At 62.2% G+C, this 16,187-nt stretch carries 12 protein-coding genes, 1 tRNA gene and 1 riboswitch; of the genes, 6 read left to right on the top strand and 7 right to left on the bottom strand.

Features of this window, described 5'->3' with window-relative positions:
• Positions 1–50: 50 nt before the first annotated feature.
• Positions 51–1,256, bottom strand: a complete 1,206-nt coding sequence (locus X566_RS05935) for an O-succinylhomoserine sulfhydrylase (protein ID WP_034464373.1) — start codon at positions 1,254–1,256, stop codon at positions 51–53.
• Between the two features lie 70 nt (positions 1,257–1,326).
• Positions 1,327–1,406, bottom strand: a riboswitch (SAM riboswitch).
• Positions 1,407–1,526: 120 nt separating this feature from the next.
• Between X566_RS05935 and X566_RS05930 the strand changes: the two genes are divergently transcribed.
• Positions 1,527–2,633 carry a 2'-deoxycytidine 5'-triphosphate deaminase gene (locus X566_RS05930; protein WP_034468031.1) on the top strand — a complete coding sequence of 369 codons (1,107 nt, stop codon included), beginning with the start codon at positions 1,527–1,529 and terminating at the stop codon, positions 2,631–2,633.
• A 580-nt stretch (positions 2,634–3,213) separates the two neighbouring features.
• On the opposite strand, the gene X566_RS05925 is transcribed toward X566_RS05930, so the two are convergent.
• Positions 3,214–4,965 carry a peptidase domain-containing ABC transporter gene (locus X566_RS05925; protein WP_034464371.1) on the bottom strand — a complete coding sequence of 584 codons (1,752 nt, stop codon included), beginning with the start codon at positions 4,963–4,965 and terminating at the stop codon, positions 3,214–3,216.
• A gap of 282 nt (positions 4,966–5,247) precedes the next feature.
• Here X566_RS05925 and X566_RS05920 point away from each other — a divergent pair.
• Positions 5,248–5,321, top strand: a tRNA-Gly gene (locus tag X566_RS05920).
• A 365-nt stretch (positions 5,322–5,686) separates the two neighbouring features.
• Here the strand turns inward: X566_RS05920 and X566_RS05915 are convergent.
• Genes X566_RS05915 through X566_RS05895 form a run of 5 tightly spaced genes read right to left on the bottom strand, consistent with a single transcriptional unit; the run spans position 5,687 to position 11,070 of the window.
• Positions 5,687–6,658: a LysR family transcriptional regulator gene (locus X566_RS05915; protein WP_244434689.1), complete on the bottom strand. Its 972-nt coding sequence runs from the start codon at positions 6,656–6,658 to the stop codon at positions 5,687–5,689.
• A 44-nt stretch (positions 6,659–6,702) separates the two neighbouring features.
• Positions 6,703–8,376, bottom strand: coding sequence for a carbon-nitrogen hydrolase family protein (locus X566_RS05910; RefSeq protein ID WP_034464369.1), 1,674 nt, complete (start codon positions 8,374–8,376; stop codon positions 6,703–6,705).
• A 25-nt stretch (positions 8,377–8,401) separates the two neighbouring features.
• Positions 8,402–9,247, bottom strand: a complete 846-nt coding sequence (locus X566_RS05905) for an ABC transporter ATP-binding protein (RefSeq protein WP_034468029.1) — start codon at positions 9,245–9,247, stop codon at positions 8,402–8,404.
• Between the two features lie 12 nt (positions 9,248–9,259).
• Positions 9,260–10,255: an ABC transporter substrate-binding protein gene (locus tag X566_RS05900; protein WP_034464366.1), complete on the bottom strand. Its 996-nt coding sequence runs from the start codon at positions 10,253–10,255 to the stop codon at positions 9,260–9,262.
• A gap of 29 nt (positions 10,256–10,284) precedes the next feature.
• Positions 10,285–11,070, bottom strand: coding sequence for an ABC transporter permease (locus X566_RS05895; protein ID WP_034464357.1), 786 nt, complete (start codon positions 11,068–11,070; stop codon positions 10,285–10,287).
• A 645-nt stretch (positions 11,071–11,715) separates the two neighbouring features.
• Here X566_RS05895 and X566_RS05890 point away from each other — a divergent pair.
• The 4 genes from X566_RS05890 to X566_RS05875 all read left to right on the top strand — a co-directional run bounded on the left by X566_RS05890 (position 11,716) and on the right by X566_RS05875 (position 16,108).
• The gene (locus X566_RS05890; RefSeq protein ID WP_034464355.1) at positions 11,716–12,504 is read left to right on the top strand and encodes a Crp/Fnr family transcriptional regulator; all 789 of its coding nucleotides are present in this window, start codon (positions 11,716–11,718) and stop codon (positions 12,502–12,504) included.
• A 342-nt stretch (positions 12,505–12,846) separates the two neighbouring features.
• On the top strand, positions 12,847–14,277 hold the full coding sequence (locus tag X566_RS05885; RefSeq protein ID WP_409337826.1) for an ABC transporter substrate-binding protein: 1,431 nt from the start codon (positions 12,847–12,849) through the stop codon (positions 14,275–14,277).
• 152 nt (positions 14,278–14,429) lie between these two features.
• The gene (locus X566_RS05880; protein ID WP_081740217.1) at positions 14,430–15,251 is read left to right on the top strand and encodes an ABC transporter permease; all 822 of its coding nucleotides are present in this window, start codon (positions 14,430–14,432) and stop codon (positions 15,249–15,251) included.
• Positions 15,248–16,108: an ABC transporter ATP-binding protein gene (locus X566_RS05875; RefSeq protein WP_034464353.1), complete on the top strand. Its 861-nt coding sequence runs from the start codon at positions 15,248–15,250 to the stop codon at positions 16,106–16,108. Before X566_RS05880 ends, X566_RS05875 begins: the two co-directional genes overlap by 4 nt.
• Positions 16,109–16,187: the final 79 nt, after the last annotated feature.

The raw sequence follows: 16,187 nt of genomic DNA, 5'->3' as shown, positions 1-16,187 counted from the left end.
CCCCCACAAGGGAGGGGCAAAGAAGGATATGCGCAAGGATAAGACGTGCCTCACGCCTTCTCCAGTGCGGCGTACAGATCCTCGATCAGATCGTCGGCGTGTTCGAGGCCGGCGGAGTAGCGGATCATGCCCTCAGTGATGCCGAGTTCGGCGCGGGCTTCCTCAGTCAGGCGCTGATGCGTCGTCGTCGTCGGGTGCGTGACCAGGCTCTTCGAGTCGCCGAGGTTGTTGGAGATGCGGGCAACCTTCAGCTCGTTCAGCGTGCGGAACGCTGCGGCGCGCGCGCCCTTCACCTCGAAGGCGACCATGGTCGAGCCAGCGCGCATCTGCTTCTTGACGATCGCCGCCTGCGGATGGTCGTCACGGCCGGGATAGATCAGTCTCGAGATCTTCGGATGCTTGGCCAAGGCGTCTGCGACCTTCGCTGCGTTTTCGGTCTGCTGGCGCACGCGCACGCCGAGCGTCTCCAGGCCCTTCAGCAGCACCCAGGCGTTGAACGGCGACATCGACGGGCCGGTTTGGCGCAGGAAGTTATGGATGTGTTCCTGGATGAAGTCGTTGTTCGACAGGATCACGCCGCCGAGGCAGCGTCCCTGGCCGTCGATGTGTTTCGTCGCGGAGTAGACCACCACGTCGGCGCCGAGCGCGAGCGGGCTCTGCCAGATCGGCGTCGCGAACACGTTGTCGACGATCAGCCGCGCGCCGCCCGCATGCGCGATCTTGGCGATCTCGGCGATGTCCAGCACCTCCAGCGTCGGGTTGGTCGGACTCTCCAGAAACAGCGTCTTGGTGTTCGGCCGCATCGCTTTCTGCCACTGGTCGAGATCGAGCCCGTCCACCAAAGTCGAGGTGATGCCGTAGCGCGGCAGCAGGTCTTCCACCACGAAGCGGCACGAGCCGAACATTGCCTTCGCTGCGACGACATGGTCGCCGGCGCGCAGCGGCGCCAGCACCGCGGTCGTCACCGCCGCCATGCCGGTTGCAGTCGCGCGCGCCGCCTCGGCGCCTTCAAGCTCGACCATGCGCTGCTCGAACATCGACACGGTCGGGTTGGCGAAACGGGAGTAGATGAAGCCGGGGTCGGTGTTGGCGAAGCGGGCCGCGCACTGCTCGGCGCTCTCGTAGACGTACCCTTGCGTCAGGAACAACGCCTCGGATGTCTCGCCGAACTGCGAGCGCAGCGTGCCGCCGTGGACGAGGCGGGTTTCAGGGCGGTAGTGGCGGGTGCCGGCGGCAGCAGACTTGGAATCGGACACTGTGACCTCCTTGTTGGCCTGTTCCGGCCAATAAAAAACCGGCCTCGGGCTTAAACCCTGCGGGCCGGGATCACATGTGTCCCCGGCCTGTTTAGCGATTTATTTAACGTGGCTGCAAGCCGGCCGGCTCAAATCACCACGGGATAAGTGTTGCTCTTAGTCGGTGACGCCCTTCCCGTCAAGACAGGCTTCGGTTAACCGGAAAGATGCTCAAACTCTTTGAATTCGGGCCGTTCCACGGTCCCGCCCAGCCGATTGAAGGATGACGACGTGCCGCTTGCGCTGCCGCCCGACGCGAAAGGAATCCTTCCCGACCGCATGATCGCGGCGATGGCGGACGCGGGCGCGATCCTGCCCGCCTATCCGTTCATCGAAAGCCAGATCCAGCCGGCGAGCCTCGATCTGCGGCTCGGCGATCTCGCCTACCGTGTGCGCGCGAGCTTCCTGCCAGGCCCAGGCGCCACCGTCGCCGACCGGATCGAGGATCTGAAGCTGCATGAGATCAGCCTCGCTGACGGCGCGGTGCTGGAGACCAACTGCGTCTACATCGTGCCGCTGATCGAGAGCCTGGCGCTGCCGCCGTCGGTGGCCGCCGCCGCCAACCCGAAAAGCTCCACCGGCCGCCTCGACGTGTTCACCCGCGTCATCGCCGACGGCACCCGTCGGTTCGACATGATCGACCACGGCTATCATGGCCCGCTCTATGCGGAGATTTCGCCGAAGACGTTTCCGGTGCTGCTGCGCGAAGGCTCGCGGCTGTCGCAGATCCGCTTCCGGCAGGGAGAGGCGGCGCTGGACGGCGCGGCGCTGGCCGCATTGCATGCGCAGGAGCGGTTGGTCGATGCCGACGAGGCCGATCTCACCAACGGCCTTGCGCTCAGCGTCGATCTGTCGGGCGAGGGCTCGAATGGATTCGTCGGCTATCGCGCCAAGCGCCACACCGGCGTCGTCGATGTCGACCGCCGCGCCGGTTATCCGATGGCGGAGTTCTGGGAGCCGATCATGGCGCGCGAAGATCGCAGCCTGATCCTCGACCCCGGCGAGTTCTATATTCTCGCGTCCAAGGAAGCCGTGCAGGTGCCGCCGGACTATGCCGCCGAGATGGTGCCGTTCGATCCGCTGGTCGGCGAATTCCGAGTTCACTATGCGGGCTTCTTCGATCCCGGCTTCGGCTATGCCGGCGCCGGCGGGCAAGGCTCGCGGGCGGTGCTGGAGGTGCGTTCGCGCGAAGTGCCGTTTATTCTCGAGCATGGCCAGATCGTCGGCCGCCTCGTGTATGAGAAGATGATCAGCCGGCCCGATGCGCTCTATGGCCAGCGCATCGGCTCGAATTATCAGGCGCAGGGCCTGAAGCTGTCGAAGCACTTCCGGATTTAGGTCGGCGCGGCGGCTGGAGCGCGCGGGCTATCGAACGTTGAGGTGGATCGTGGGGGCGCCCGCAAGCGGAGCGATGCGAGGCGTGCGCGCTGGTGAGCAATCCGCAGCTGCTGGCGTTCGACGACCGTTCGCTGCGCTCGACGCATTGACGCAGATCACCATGCAGGAGCTGCTGGAAAGCCGGCGCGATCGGGGTTTTACGGCGATCGGGTCATCCATAATGGGGCCGAGGCAATCGCGTTGGCCGATCGTGTCATCGTGCTGGAGGAGAGCGCATCTCTCTGGATGGTTCGATCTGCCGTATCCGCCAACGATGTCTGCAGGAATCGTCGCCCTCAAAGGGATATTTAGACAAGCTCCCGGTCGTGACGCTTCGCTGGTTCGTCTTATCCAGAGGTCGCCATTCCCATGGTAGCAGCATAGAGTGAGCGTTTCAGGCCAACAAGGTCAGCTACAAGGTCGCGCCAGCCTTGGAGAAGCGATGACGGCGCCAGCGCGTGAGCACCGTCAATCGTCTCGTCACGAGGCGCGGTCGCACGGCGCGATCATATCGTCCGGGGCGGCACGCCGGCCGGTCTGCTCACGCGTAGGAGCGCTGCGTCTCGTGCTCGCGCCAGAGCGTGTCGTATTCCGCTGACGCGCGGAGCAGGTCCTGGTGCGTGCCGGTTCCCAGTAAGCGCCCTCGATCGAGGAAGACGACGTGATCGGCATTGCGCACCGCCGGCAGGTGGTGGGTCGCCAGGATCAACAGCCGCTCCTGTCCCCAGACCACCAGCTTGCGCTCCAGCTCGGCGGCGGCTTCGGCATCGAGGAAAGCCGTCGGCTCGTCCAGCAGCGCGATGGCCGGGTCGCGCAGGACAGCGCGTGCGATCGAGAGCCGCTGACGCTGGCCGCCGGACAAGGGTCGGCCGTTCTCGGCGATCTCCGCATTGAGCCCGCCGGGCAGCGCATCGACGATCCCCTCGGCGCGGGCGAAGGCCAGCGCTTTTCTCAAGGCCGCATCGTCGAGGTGCGGACCGGCTGCGAGGTTGTCGCGCACCGTGCCCGAATAGAGCACTGTGTCCTGATCGACGGTGCCGATGCGGCTGCGCAGCCAGCGCGGATCGTAATCCTTGAGATCGCGGCCGCCGATTTCGACGCGGCCCTCGTAGTCGCGTTGCAGGCCGAGCAGCACGCGCATCAGGGTCGATTTGCCTGAGCCATTGCGTCCGACCAGTGCGATCACGCCGCGTGCGGGCAGCCTCACCGTCACCTCGGCGAGAGCGGGGCGCGTGGCGCCGGGATAGCTGAAGGAGAGGTTGTGCAGGGTGATGCTGCTGTCCTGCAGGGTGCGTAGCGGCGGCCGCTGCGCGGCGGTTTCGCGCGGCAGTGCCGTGAACATTCCGATCTGCCGGATCGCGACCTCCACCTCCTGCCAGAGTCGGTAGAGATCGCCGCTCGACAGGATCGGCCCGGCGAAGCGCGCGGATAAAATCTGCAGTGCCAGCAGATCACCCACGCTGATGTGTTCCTGATACATGCGGATGCAACCGGTGCCGACGACCAGCAGCGTCACCGCGCGCGAAGCGATCTGCGCGCGCAGGATGTAGCTGCGGCTGATCCGCATCAGCGCGGCGAGCTCGGTGAGCACGACCTGCGTCACGCTCTCCCAGCGCCGCAGCCGGGCGCTCTCGATCGCCAGCGCCTTCACCGTCCCGAGCCCATTGACGGTTTCCGACAGCGCGTTGTTGCGCACGCCGGTTGCCGCATAGAGCGCGGTCGCCTTCTGGTTCGCGGTGCTGAGCTGGTTGCGTGCAAGCAGTGCCAGAAATGGCGTGACGATCAGGATCGCCACACCCACCGCCACGTCATAGTAGAATGTCAGCGCCAGCGCGACGATGGCGCCGCCGGTGTCGAGCACCAGATTGGGAAGCTGATACAGGATGAAGTCGCGGATCTTCCGCACCTGCTCGAAATGATTGATGGCGTCGCCGGCGCGGAACCGGGCGCTGTCGATGCGTACCCGCATCAGTTGGACGAACATCAACCGGGAGATGCGGCGGTCCAGGAACGTCGCCAGCCGGATCAGCATTCCCTGGCGCGCGAACGAAAGGCCGGCCTCGATCACGATCGCGGCGACCGCAACCAGCGCCAGCAGCGCGACGTCCGGACCGGCGCGACCGGCGACGATCGCATCGACGCCCTTCTGCAAGGCGATCGGAAACACCAGACCCGCCGCATAGGTTGCCGTCGTGACGGCAAGGACGCCAGCCACCTGCGGCCGCCGAAGTGCCAGCGCCTGGCGGATCCAGCGCCAGCCGAACGGGGATGGAGGTGGGGTGGTCGTCGTCATGCGAAAGCCTGGNCGGTGTGGGGAGGGCGGGCTTGATAGGCGAAGCCGCGTGGGCAAGCCAGTCCCGCGGGCGGACAAGACCTGCTGACTGGAGCTTTTTTAAGTCGCGGCCGCCGGCCCGGTGCGACTCGCCTTGGCCGTGCTCGTGGCGGCTTGCACTCCGTGCGCTCTCATGCGATCCATAGGGCGAGGCAGGGTCTTGGGCGAACGTCTACGGGCTCCAGCCATTCGGGCATGGTCCGCTCCGAAACCGGATCACACGGTTTGATGATCATGCCCCACGCGGGCGTAGTTCAATGGTAGAACGGCAGCTTCCCAAGCTGCATACGAGGGTTCGATTCCCTTCGCCCGCTCCAACGTAATTCTGCTCGTATGGCATCGGTCCTGCAGCGGAAGCGCGATCGAACCAAACGAATTTGTCTGGGACACGGGTCCTTCAAGCGCGTTGCCCATCGCGTGGGGTCGAGTGCCGCTGGCGCGACAATGGTTTTCAGATGCCGCCACGCACCAGCTCACACGGCTGCCGACCGGGTTCTGGGTGGTCGAGGACGGCATCGTCATCGAGGCTGGACTGCATCGGGAGCTGTCGGAGCACATGGGGCGCTACGGACACCTGGAGGTCTCTCGGGGAAGGCGAGCCGCTCGCGTCTGTGTCTGGAACAATTGCCTCATTGAGGCCGCTCCTAATATTATCGAACGGCGCTCCCGCGCCGCCGACGCATCAGCCCTTATCGCGATGCGTTGCGGCCATCAGGTAACCTGCGTCTTCTGCGATGCGCTTCTCGAGGAATGCCATCAGGGCTTTAATGCGAGCGATGTGCAGCAGATCCTCGTGAACGGATAACCAGATGTCGCGAACGGAAAAATAACTTGGCAGGATCGGGCGCAGATCCTTGTTATGAGCCGCCACGTATGACGGCAGCATGGCGATTCCGAGCCCGTCCGACGCCGCCATGTATTGGGAGACCAGGCTGGTGCTGCGAAACACGACATGGGCGGGCCGCAGGATGTCGGAGAGCCATCGGTTCTCCTTGATGTGGATGTGCTCGTCGATGAAATCGATGAAGTCGTGGTTATCGAGTTCCTTCAGATTTCCCGGAATTCCTGCCCGCTGCAGGTAGGTGCTGCTGGCGTAGAGAAATATCCTGAACTCGCCGATCTTCTTGACCGAGAGCCGCCTGCCCTTCGGCCTGAAGAAGCTGATGAAGATATCGGCCTCGCGACGCGTCATGTCCAGCAGGCGCGTATCGGTGATCAGCTCGACCTGGATCGAGGGCCAGGCCTTGCTGAATGCGGCCATACAGCTCGTCAGATACATGCTGCCGATGCCTTCCATCGCCGCAATTCGCACTGCCCCGGCCGCTTCCGCCTTCTCGGAGCCGACGACCGTCTCGATGATGGCGTTGGCATTGTTCTCCATGCCTTCGGCGAACTGCAGCAGCCGCAGCCCCGCCTCGGTCAGTGCGAAGCCTGACTTGCTGCGCTTGAACAGCGTGGTGTTCAAGCTGCGTTCGAGCTCCCTCACTCGCCGGCTGACGGTGGTGTGGTCGACCTTCAGCTTCTGGCCGGCGCGAACCAGATTGCGGGTGCGCGCGACCTCCAGAAAATAGATCACGTCGTCCCAGTTGTAGCGCAGCGTTCGCGCAGCCTTCGCCATTTCCGTCCTGATATGCCCGTTCGCGAGCTTCGGCATCGAACACTCGCTACTTTCGGGCATATCGGCAGGCACGGCAATCGTCAGGCGGCGATGATCGGGGTATAGGTGTCCACCAGCCGGTTGGCGAACATGTCGACCTTCGGGATCATCAGCTTCTGCCGGCAGACCGCGAGATCGATGTGCTTGGGCATCACGGCGCCAAGTTTCAGCACGCGCGGCGCGACCACGTTGATGTCCCAGAGCGGAAAGCCGTTCGGTGGAATCACGAGGCTGCCGCCCGGATAGGGCGAATCGACGCGGTTCGCCAGCACGACCGCCACCCGATTGTCCTCGGCCCGCGGGATGGCCAGCAGCTCCCGTTCGAACGGCTCGCGCAGCGAGGCCGGCCACAGGATGATGTCGGCCGCCGCGATGCCGAGGCACCGCGAGACCTCGGGGAATACCGCGTCATAGCCCGACATGACGCCGATGCGGCCGAACGGGGTGTCGAACACCGGATAGTCGTCGCCCGCCTTCGCCCACTTGCGTTCCTCGGCCGTCAGGTGGGTCTTGCGATATTTCCCGACCTCCTTGCCATCGGGCCCGATCAGGAAGGTCGTGACGTAAAGCCCCGCCGCGGCCCGCTCGACCGTAGGCAGCGCGATCAGGCATTGATAGCGGGATGCGATCGCCGCCGTCTTGGCCAGCAGCGACGTGGTCTGGTCGGCCAAGGCCGCGGCCTCCGCCGCGTTCGGGATGGCGGATGGGCAGAACGCATATTCCGGCAGGGCGAGAACCTTGATGCCGAGCTTGGCGGCGTGGTCGATCATGTCGAACACGTCCTCGGCCGGGCTATCCTTGGTCACATGCATCTGCACGGCCGCGATCTTGGCGACGGATTTCGCGGGAATCAGCGGTTGCTCCGCGATCCGGTAGACCGGTGTCTTCTCGTACGACAGCGACATCAGGCCATAAGTTTCGGGACGGCGATCGGCGATCTTGTCGTTCGCCGCGTAGATCGACTTGTCGCGCGCGGCGTCGAGATCGATGTCGGCAATGGCCATTCCGTGCGTATCGTACGGCACCTTCGACAGCACGCGTCCCTTGGGATCGACGATCATGCTGCCGCCGGGATAATAGATCGATCGCTCATAGCCAGCCTTGGTTGCGGCCACGAGCCACAGACCGTTCTCGTAGCTGCGGGCGGGGCCCCACATGTCCGCCTGGTCCATGGCGAAGAAGTTCGCCATATCGACGATCACCTCCGCACCCTGCATCGCCATCGCGCGGAAGATCTCGGGAATGCGGCCGTCGAAGCAGATGAGCAGGCCGATCTTGCCGAGATCGGTCTCCACCACCGGGCAGCCGCGCTCGCCGAACGCAAACCAGTTCTGATCGTGGGTGGCGAGGAACTGCTTGTGGTAGTGGCAGACGGTCTCGCCGTTCCGGCCGAACATGATTCCGGTGTTGAAGATCTTCTCCTTGTCCGGATCCCATTCGGTGACGCCGCTGGCAATGTAGATGCGGTGCTTCTTGGCGAGCGCGGACAGCGCCGTAACGAACGGACCGTCCGACATGGTTTCGGCGAGCTCACGGCAATGCTCGGCGGAATCAAACAGATAGCCGGTGTCCATGCACTCGGGGAACACCACCAGTTCGGCTCCCTGCCTCACCGCTTCCTCGACATATTGCGTGGCCAGCGCGATGTTGTGGTCAAAGTCTCCCAAACGGGCAAGCGTCTGGACGGCGGCAGCGCGGAAACGGCGCTTCGTCATATTGGGTCTCCTTATTTTTCGAAGGTTAGTCGAATGAGTCTCGCTTGACCTCGCGCCAGAAGCGGTCGAGGCAATGGCGTTTCAGGGCGATAAAGTCTTCGCCGGTCGTGACGTCGAGGTCGCGCGGCCAGGGCAGATCGACCGGAACGATCTCCGCCACCCGCGTCGGCCGGCGCGTCAGCAGCACGACCTGATCGGCGAGCTGGATAGCCTCCTCGAGATCGTGCGACACCAGCAGCATCGTGGTTTTCAACTTCATGAAGATGTGCTGGAGCCGTTCGCGCATGAACAGCGTCATCTCGTAGTCCAGGGCGGAGAAGGGCTCGTCGAGGAACAGCACTTCGGGTTCGGTCACGAGCGCGCGCAGGATCGAAACCGTCTGCTGCTGGCCTCCAGACAGTGTGTAGGGATAGGCATTGAGGTCGAACGGCACATCGAAATCCGCGAGCAGCTTTTCGACCCGCCGCCGACGTTCCCTACGATCCACCCCGAGCACCTTCAGCGGATAGTGGATGTTGTCGATCGCGCGCATCCAAGGAAACAGCGCTTCCCGATAGTTCTGGAAGACGTACGATATCCTGGTGTCCCGAATGATCTGGCCGTCATAGAGCACCTCACCCGCATCCATCGGCATCAGGCCGGAGATCATGTTGATGAAAGTGCTCTTGCCGCAACCGTTCGGGCCGAACACCGAAATAAAACTCCCCATCGGCAGGTCGATCGAGAAATCGTCGTAGATCGTCGTGCCCTGGAATTTCTTACTCAGCCCACGCACGGTGACATAGGCCTGCCGCGGCTTCGGCGGTGGAACAGGTGACGGACTTTCGGCGGCTGGCCCGTCTACGCTGCGGATCGCGGTCACGTTCCCCATCGGATGATCCAATCAGTTTCCGAGATCGGACTTGGCGAGCAGCTTGTCCTTGACGTTGATCGGGCCTGCCACCGCACCCTCCTTGATGAAGACATCGACCAGAGCCTGGTACGACTTCATGTCGGTGTCGTTGAGGTCCTTGAAGCCGCGCAGATAAGGCTGTGCCAGGAGCTCGAGCTGGTCTTCCTTGATCGGCGTATATTTGGCGAGGATCGGCTTGTACTTCTTGAAATCGGCATTCACGAGGTCGGTCGCCTCGTCGATCACCGCGACGACCTTGCGCGCGACCTCCGGTCGCTCCTTCAGGAACTTCGTGGTCATCAGCGAAGCTCCGGAATAGAAAGGATCGGCGATCACATGCGCGACCGGATTGGTCATGGCACGCGCCGCCTTGCCCGAGGCAACGGCGATCGATCCGACCGGTTCGAGCGACAACGTGGCGTCGACGGTGCCGCCAACCACGGCAGGGACCTGCATCGCGACCGCAAGGTCGACCAGCTTGACGTCGGTATCGGGATCGAGCCCTGCCGAGCGGACCATGTGGCGGGCGATGGTGCGCCACTGAATGCCCGGGACGTGGCCGAGCGACTTACCCTTCAGATCGGCAAAGCTCTTGATCGGGCTGTCCGGCTTGACGATCAAGCCGTCATTGATGCGATCGACGGCAATGCCCCCGCCCTGCAGGCCGAACACCTTCAGCTTGCCGGGAAACTTGGCCTCCGCGATCATCGCGATGCCTGCTGCCGCGCCCGGAGGACCGAAATCGGCGCGCTCCGCGATCAGCGCGTCGATGATCTGGTTCGGCGCTTCCATCTTGGTGGAAACGATTTCGATGCAGGCTTTTTCGAACAACTTCTCTTCCAGCGCGACATAATAGGCCGTGGTCTGCATGATCGGCAGCCAGACTGCCGTCACCTTCTCGGTCTTGTCGCAGGCCGCATATGCTCCGCTCGCGCCAAGCAGGAACGTGGACGTCGCGAATGCTGCAAGGAATGTCTTCGTCTGCATGATGGCCTCTTCGTGTTGAGATTGGCTGACTATCTGCCGGACCAGTGAATGAACGAGCGTTCGATCATCAGGAGCATGAGGTTGAGCCCGTATCCCATCGCGCCCGCGATCAGGATGGAGCCGTACATGTCGGTGAGCGAGTACGAGATCTGCGCATCGATGATTCGATGACCGATGCCATCGGTGGCGCCGATGAACATCTCGGCGACGATGATCACGACCAGCGCCAGCGATACCGCGGTACGCAGGCCGACGAAGGTCTGCGGCAGGGTCTCGTAGAAGATGACGTCCTTGAAGATGCGGAGCGACGAAGCGCCCATCGAGCGCGCCGCGAGGATGCGGGTCTGGCGGGCATTCATCACGCCGTAAGCCACGTTGAAGACGATGACGAGCCAGGCGGCGAAGGCGGCAACCGCAATCTTGGCAAAATCGCCGAGGCCGAACAGCAGCAGGAAGAGAGGAAACAACGCGGTCGCCGGCGTGGATCGGAAGAAGTCGACCAGGAATTCGACCGAGCGATAGATCGCGGCCTTAGCGCCCAGCACGATGCCGATCGGGACGCCGGCGATGACCGCGATCAAGGTCGAATAGGCGACACGCGCGATGGTGTGGACGAAATCGTCGGTCATCTTGCCGGCGGCAATGCTGGCAGCGGTGTCGCGCAGCGTATCGACCGGCGACGGCAGCAGATCCTTGTTGACCAGCTGCCCCTTGAACGCGATCCACCACAGCGCGAACAGCAGCAGCGGACCTATCGCCAGTTCGATGGCGCGCTTTACCTTCGGGTTCGAGATCGCCTCAGTGATCTGTTGCATCGGCATCCTCGTGGGCGCGGCTTGCTTTGCACTTTCCGCCGCGAGCACGAGAAGTGTTGGCCTCAACGACGCGAAAGAAAATGGCGAGATATGCAATCGATCGTGCAGGAATGCATATTGAAATCAATGATCTGAGTGATTGATTTGCAGGCTTGCATAGCCCAATCCTTAGGCAACTTGCCGGTTTTCATCCATTTGACCGATGGTTGGTATTGCCCCACGGCATCCACCACTCGCCAGTATCATCGGCCGGCATCGCCACAGGCGTATCATCGACGTTGATAGTCGCGTTCCCACCCAGTGGATCGATCGCGAACGGTGATCCCTCTTACCATTCCTCAACATCTGCGCTTGACCGCCACAGCAGCTTCAGAAGGCGCAAACGAAGGTAGCTTCTCGTCGCTGTCATTCTGCACGCGCACGGGCGGATCGATTGCGCTCGTCCCGCCGTGCAACGTCGGAGCCACCGGTTCAGGAGACGACCCTTCGCCACGTCGCGCCCGCCGATGAGCGATATCATTCCGACCGAACGATTGACGTCGCTCTCACAATTTGTCGCACGTTGATGGATCGCAAGCCGGACTGTAGGATCGATGCTGAAGCTGCCGGGCTCAACGGTTACAGGATATCAAGGCGCCCCTTGAGATGAACAAGCTCCCTTCCAATTGGCGGGGCACAGCAGGGCAATCCACGAAGCTCGCCAACATCGATGGCCTCCTGACGCCAGACGCCGAGCACCAGCGCGGTGGTCCGCCGCAGCTGTTCCGCGATATGTCGCATCACGAACAGGACGCCGTGCTCAGCGCCGGCAAGCGCCGCGTCCTCAATCGCGGGACCCTTCTGTTCAAGCAGGGCGGAGCGCAGGACGGCATCTATCTGATCGAAAGCGGACGCATCAAGGTTTTCTACATCGGACCAAAGGGACGGGAAATCACGCTGGCCTATTGGCATGCCGGAAATTTCGTCGGCGGGCCCGACGTGTTCGAGCGCGGCAAGCATGTCTGGTCGGGCGAGGCCGCCGCCAACAGCACGGTGCTGCATCTGCCCGGCGATCTGCTCAGGGGCATGATCAAGAAAATTCCCGCCCTCGCCATCAACATCATTGACGGCCTCAGCTTCAAAGGAAAGTGCTACTCGGCGCTCGCGCAGATGCTTGGCACGCGATCGCCGATCGAGCGGCTGGCGCAACTGCTGTTGCATCTCGCAAATCTCTACGGCGTCGAAGAACGTCACGGGACCTTGATAGCCGCCATGTTCACCCATGCGGATCTCGCGCACATGACCGGCGTGACCCGTCAATCGGTGACGACGACGCTCAAGCGTTTTGTCGATGATGGCATTGTCGACTGGAGCGGGCCCAACCTGGTCGTGAAGAATTTTGAACTTCTTGCCAGCATTCGGGACGGCAACAAGACGATCTCCGCCGCCCCATAAGACTATATATGTGGCAGTGATCGCCGTCATTCTGGCTACGAAATGAGCACGTGGTCCTTTCTCTGCAACAGATTGCGCATCGCCGCTGTTTAGCGTTCAAAAACTGAAATCCGACCGCCAGAACATTCGTATGGCCTGATCCCTGGAAACAGGCCCGCCCCTGGATCGAACCGATCTTCGGGCGCGATGAATGGTCGAGGAAGGTGGTTCGGTTTGCTTTCCACGCATTGACTGTTGGCACGAGCTTTGCGGCTCCGAAGCCGCGTGATCAGCCGCGCGTTCCATCATGAGGGACGCAGCGGATGACTAACCACTTTGATCGGAAAGGGTGATCCAATGTCTGTGGTTCGTTTGAAACGAAAGTTCGGCCTCGCCTGCGCCGTGTTCGCGGGCGCACTGTCGCTTGCGTCCGCAAGCGCGCTCTCGCAAACAATCGAAATCGGCATTGGCACCCAGAACACGACGACGAACACCGTCACCGGTGGCGTTGTCCTCAAGGAACTCGGCCTTCTCGAAAAGCACCTGCCGAAGGACGGCAAGTACAAAGGCGTGAAATACACGCTCAATTGGCAGAACTTCACGTCCGGTCCACCCATCACCAACGGGATGATGGCCAACAATATTCAGATTGGCATGATGGGCGACTATCCGCTGATGGTGAATGGCGCCACCGGTCAGGCCACGAAGAACGAGACCCAACTGGTTGCAATCATCGCCTACAATGCTTTCGGTGGCGGCAATGGCATCGTTGTCCATAAGGATTCGCCGTACTTTCAGCTCTCCGATCTGAAGGGAAAGACCGTCTCCGTTCCGTTCGGCTCGGCCGCGCATGGCATGATGCTGGCGTCTCTGCAGAAGAACGGCCTGCCGAATGATTTCTGGAATCTGGTGTCGCAATCTCCCGAGGTCGGCACCACAAACCTGCAGGAGAAGCGCATCGACGCGCACGGCGATTTCGTGCCATTCGCGGAGTTGCTTCCCTTCAAGGGCTTTGCGCGCAAGATCTACGATGGCGTCGAAACCGGAACGCCGACCTTCCATGGCGTCGTGGTCCGCAAGGACTTCGGCGAAAAGTATCCTGAGATCGTCGCCGCATACATCAAGGCCTTGATGGAGGCGAACGACTGGATGCGTCGCGATCCAAAGCTGGGCGCCGAAAAAATCGAGGAGTGGACCAAGATCAACAAGGAGGTCGCCTATATCTTCCTCGGCCCAGGCGGCATCCACACGCTCGACCCGACAATCAAGCCGAAGTGGGTCGAGGCGATCGCGGGAAACTACGCCGTCCTGCAGAAGCTCAACATGATCAAGGAGCTGAACATCGATGCGTGGGTGAACGACGCCTACGTCAAGCAGGCTTTCAAAGAGCTCGGGCTGGACTACGACAAGCAGCTCTCGTCGATGTCCAACTACGGCGTGACGGGCAAGGATGAGGTCTGCAACGCGGCGGTCGACAATCCGCGCGAGGCGGGCGAGGTCTGGGTGCAGGGAGGAGGAATTCTGCCGTTCAGTTCGCCGGCCTGCACGTTGATGGGCGTTCGTAAGTTGAGCGCTGACAACAGCAAGCCCAACGCCGTCTACCTCGTCGATCATGCGCTGGGAATCAAGGTCTTCGCTGAGGCGGCGTTCTACGCGATCGACGCAAGCCCTTCCAAGAGTCCGCAGGTGGTGCCGTTCCTGTTGAAGAAGGACGCCGAAGCCTATGCGTCGAAGAACGGGGGCAAGCTCGCGACCTACCCGGAAGCGTTGGCAGCCGTCGGCGCGAGCCGATGATGGGGGGCGTCGTGAACCAGCCCCAACTCAAGAGCCGTCTCGCACTCGTCGATGATGATGATCCGCAAGCTCCGCCGACATTCAAGAGTTCCTCTCAAGCCAGAGGCGCTCCTGCTGAGACCGATGCGACGTCCTCCCAAGCGAAGCAGCCGATGCCTGTGAAGCAAAAGCCGCTTCTCCGACGCGTCAGCCGTGACCAGTGGCTGTCGGCTGTTCTCGCCGTGGCATCCATCACGTTGCTCTTTGCGGTCTGGTATCTCGGCACGAAGTACCGGATCGAATTCTACATCCGCTTCAAGAACGTTCCGACGCCTTACGAGGTCTTTCGGCAGGCGCTCGAAATGGGAGCGTCTACGAAGTTCGTGACCAACATCATCAATAGCGTCCGGCGGATTCTGGCCGGGTTCGCCATCGCCATTCTGATTGGCGTGCCGCTCGGATTGGTGATCGGCAGATACCGGCATGTGCGAAGCTTCTTCATGCCGGTGGTCGAGATCCTGCGGCCCATACCGGCGATCGCATGGGTGCCGATGTCGATCATGCTGTGGCCGAGCAACGAGGCGAGCATCGTCTACATTACGTTCATCGGCGCGTTCTTTCCGATCCTGCTCAACACGATACACGGCGTGCATTCGCTCGATGGCGTGCTGATCCGGGCGGGCCGGTGTCTTGGCGCGAGTGAGCCGCGTTTGTTCCTGTACGTGATCTTGCCCGGCGCACTGCCGCACATCTTCACCGGCCTTGCCGTCGGAATGGGCGTGGCGTGGGTCTCCCTCATCGCGGCCGAAATGATCTCGGGTCAGTTCGGCGTCGGCTATTTCACCTGGGAGGCCTACTCGCTCGTGGACTACCCGGCGATCGTCCTTGGAATGATCACGATCGGCGTCCTCGGGCTCGCGTGCAGCGGACTGATCCGTCTGATCGGCAAGCTGCTGATGCCGTGGCTTGCATTCGCGCCAGGGAGCAGAAAATGACGGAGCTTGCGACAGGCAGGATCGATGTTCGAACCATGTCCGTGGTGTTCGGCTCGGGGGATGATGAGGTCGTCGCCGTCAACGACGTCGATCTCAACGTTCAGCCAGGCGAGTTCGTCTCGCTGATCGGGCCATCGGGCTGCGGGAAATCCACGCTTCTCAGCATCGTTGCCGGCTTCATGACGCCGTCGTCAGGCGAGGCGTGGCTCGATGACAAAATGATCACCAAGCCGGGCGCGGAGCGCGGGGTGGTGTTTCAGCAATACTCGCTGTTTCCATGGCTCACGGTCCGCAAGAACGTCGAGTTCGGATTGAAGATGGCCGGCGTGGCAGCGAGCAAGCGCAACATCACCGCCCGGGAGCTTCTCGACCTCGCCGGTCTTCTCGCGTTTGAAAATCATTATCCCGACCAGCTGTCCGGCGGCATGAAACAACGCATCGGTATCATCCGTGCGCTCGCCACCAGCCCGCGCGTTCTTCTGATGGATGAACCATTCGGCGCGCTGGATACGCAGACCCGCGTCGTCATGCAGGAAATCCTGACGAACATCTGGCAGCAGTTCAGGATCTCGGTCCTCTTCGTCACGCATGACATCGAAGAATCGATCTTCCTGTCCGACCGCATCTACGTGATGACGGCGCGGCCCGGACGCATCAAGGCCGAGATCAAGGTCCCGCTGCCAAGGCCGCGTACGCCCGAGATGACTGAGACGCCCGAATTCGTCGGACTGGTCCGCAAGCTCAAGGGCCTCATCCGGGAAGAGTCGCTTGCCGCAATGGGGCCGGAAATAAAAACGCGAGGCCTCACAGGCTTCGGAATGGAGGTGGGACCTAAAGGAGTCGGTCAGATTTTCTGACACAGCTGACGTACGAGCGCCGGCATGGAGCCGGACACCTACAATCGACGACGCGACCGCGCGTCGTCAGGAAGGACAA

The organism is Afipia sp. P52-10 (genome assembly GCF_000516555.1).
Lineage (GTDB): Bacteria > Pseudomonadota > Alphaproteobacteria > Rhizobiales > Xanthobacteraceae > P52-10.
Note: the sequence above shows the minus strand (reverse complement) of the source record. Positions and strands in the feature narration are given on the sequence as shown.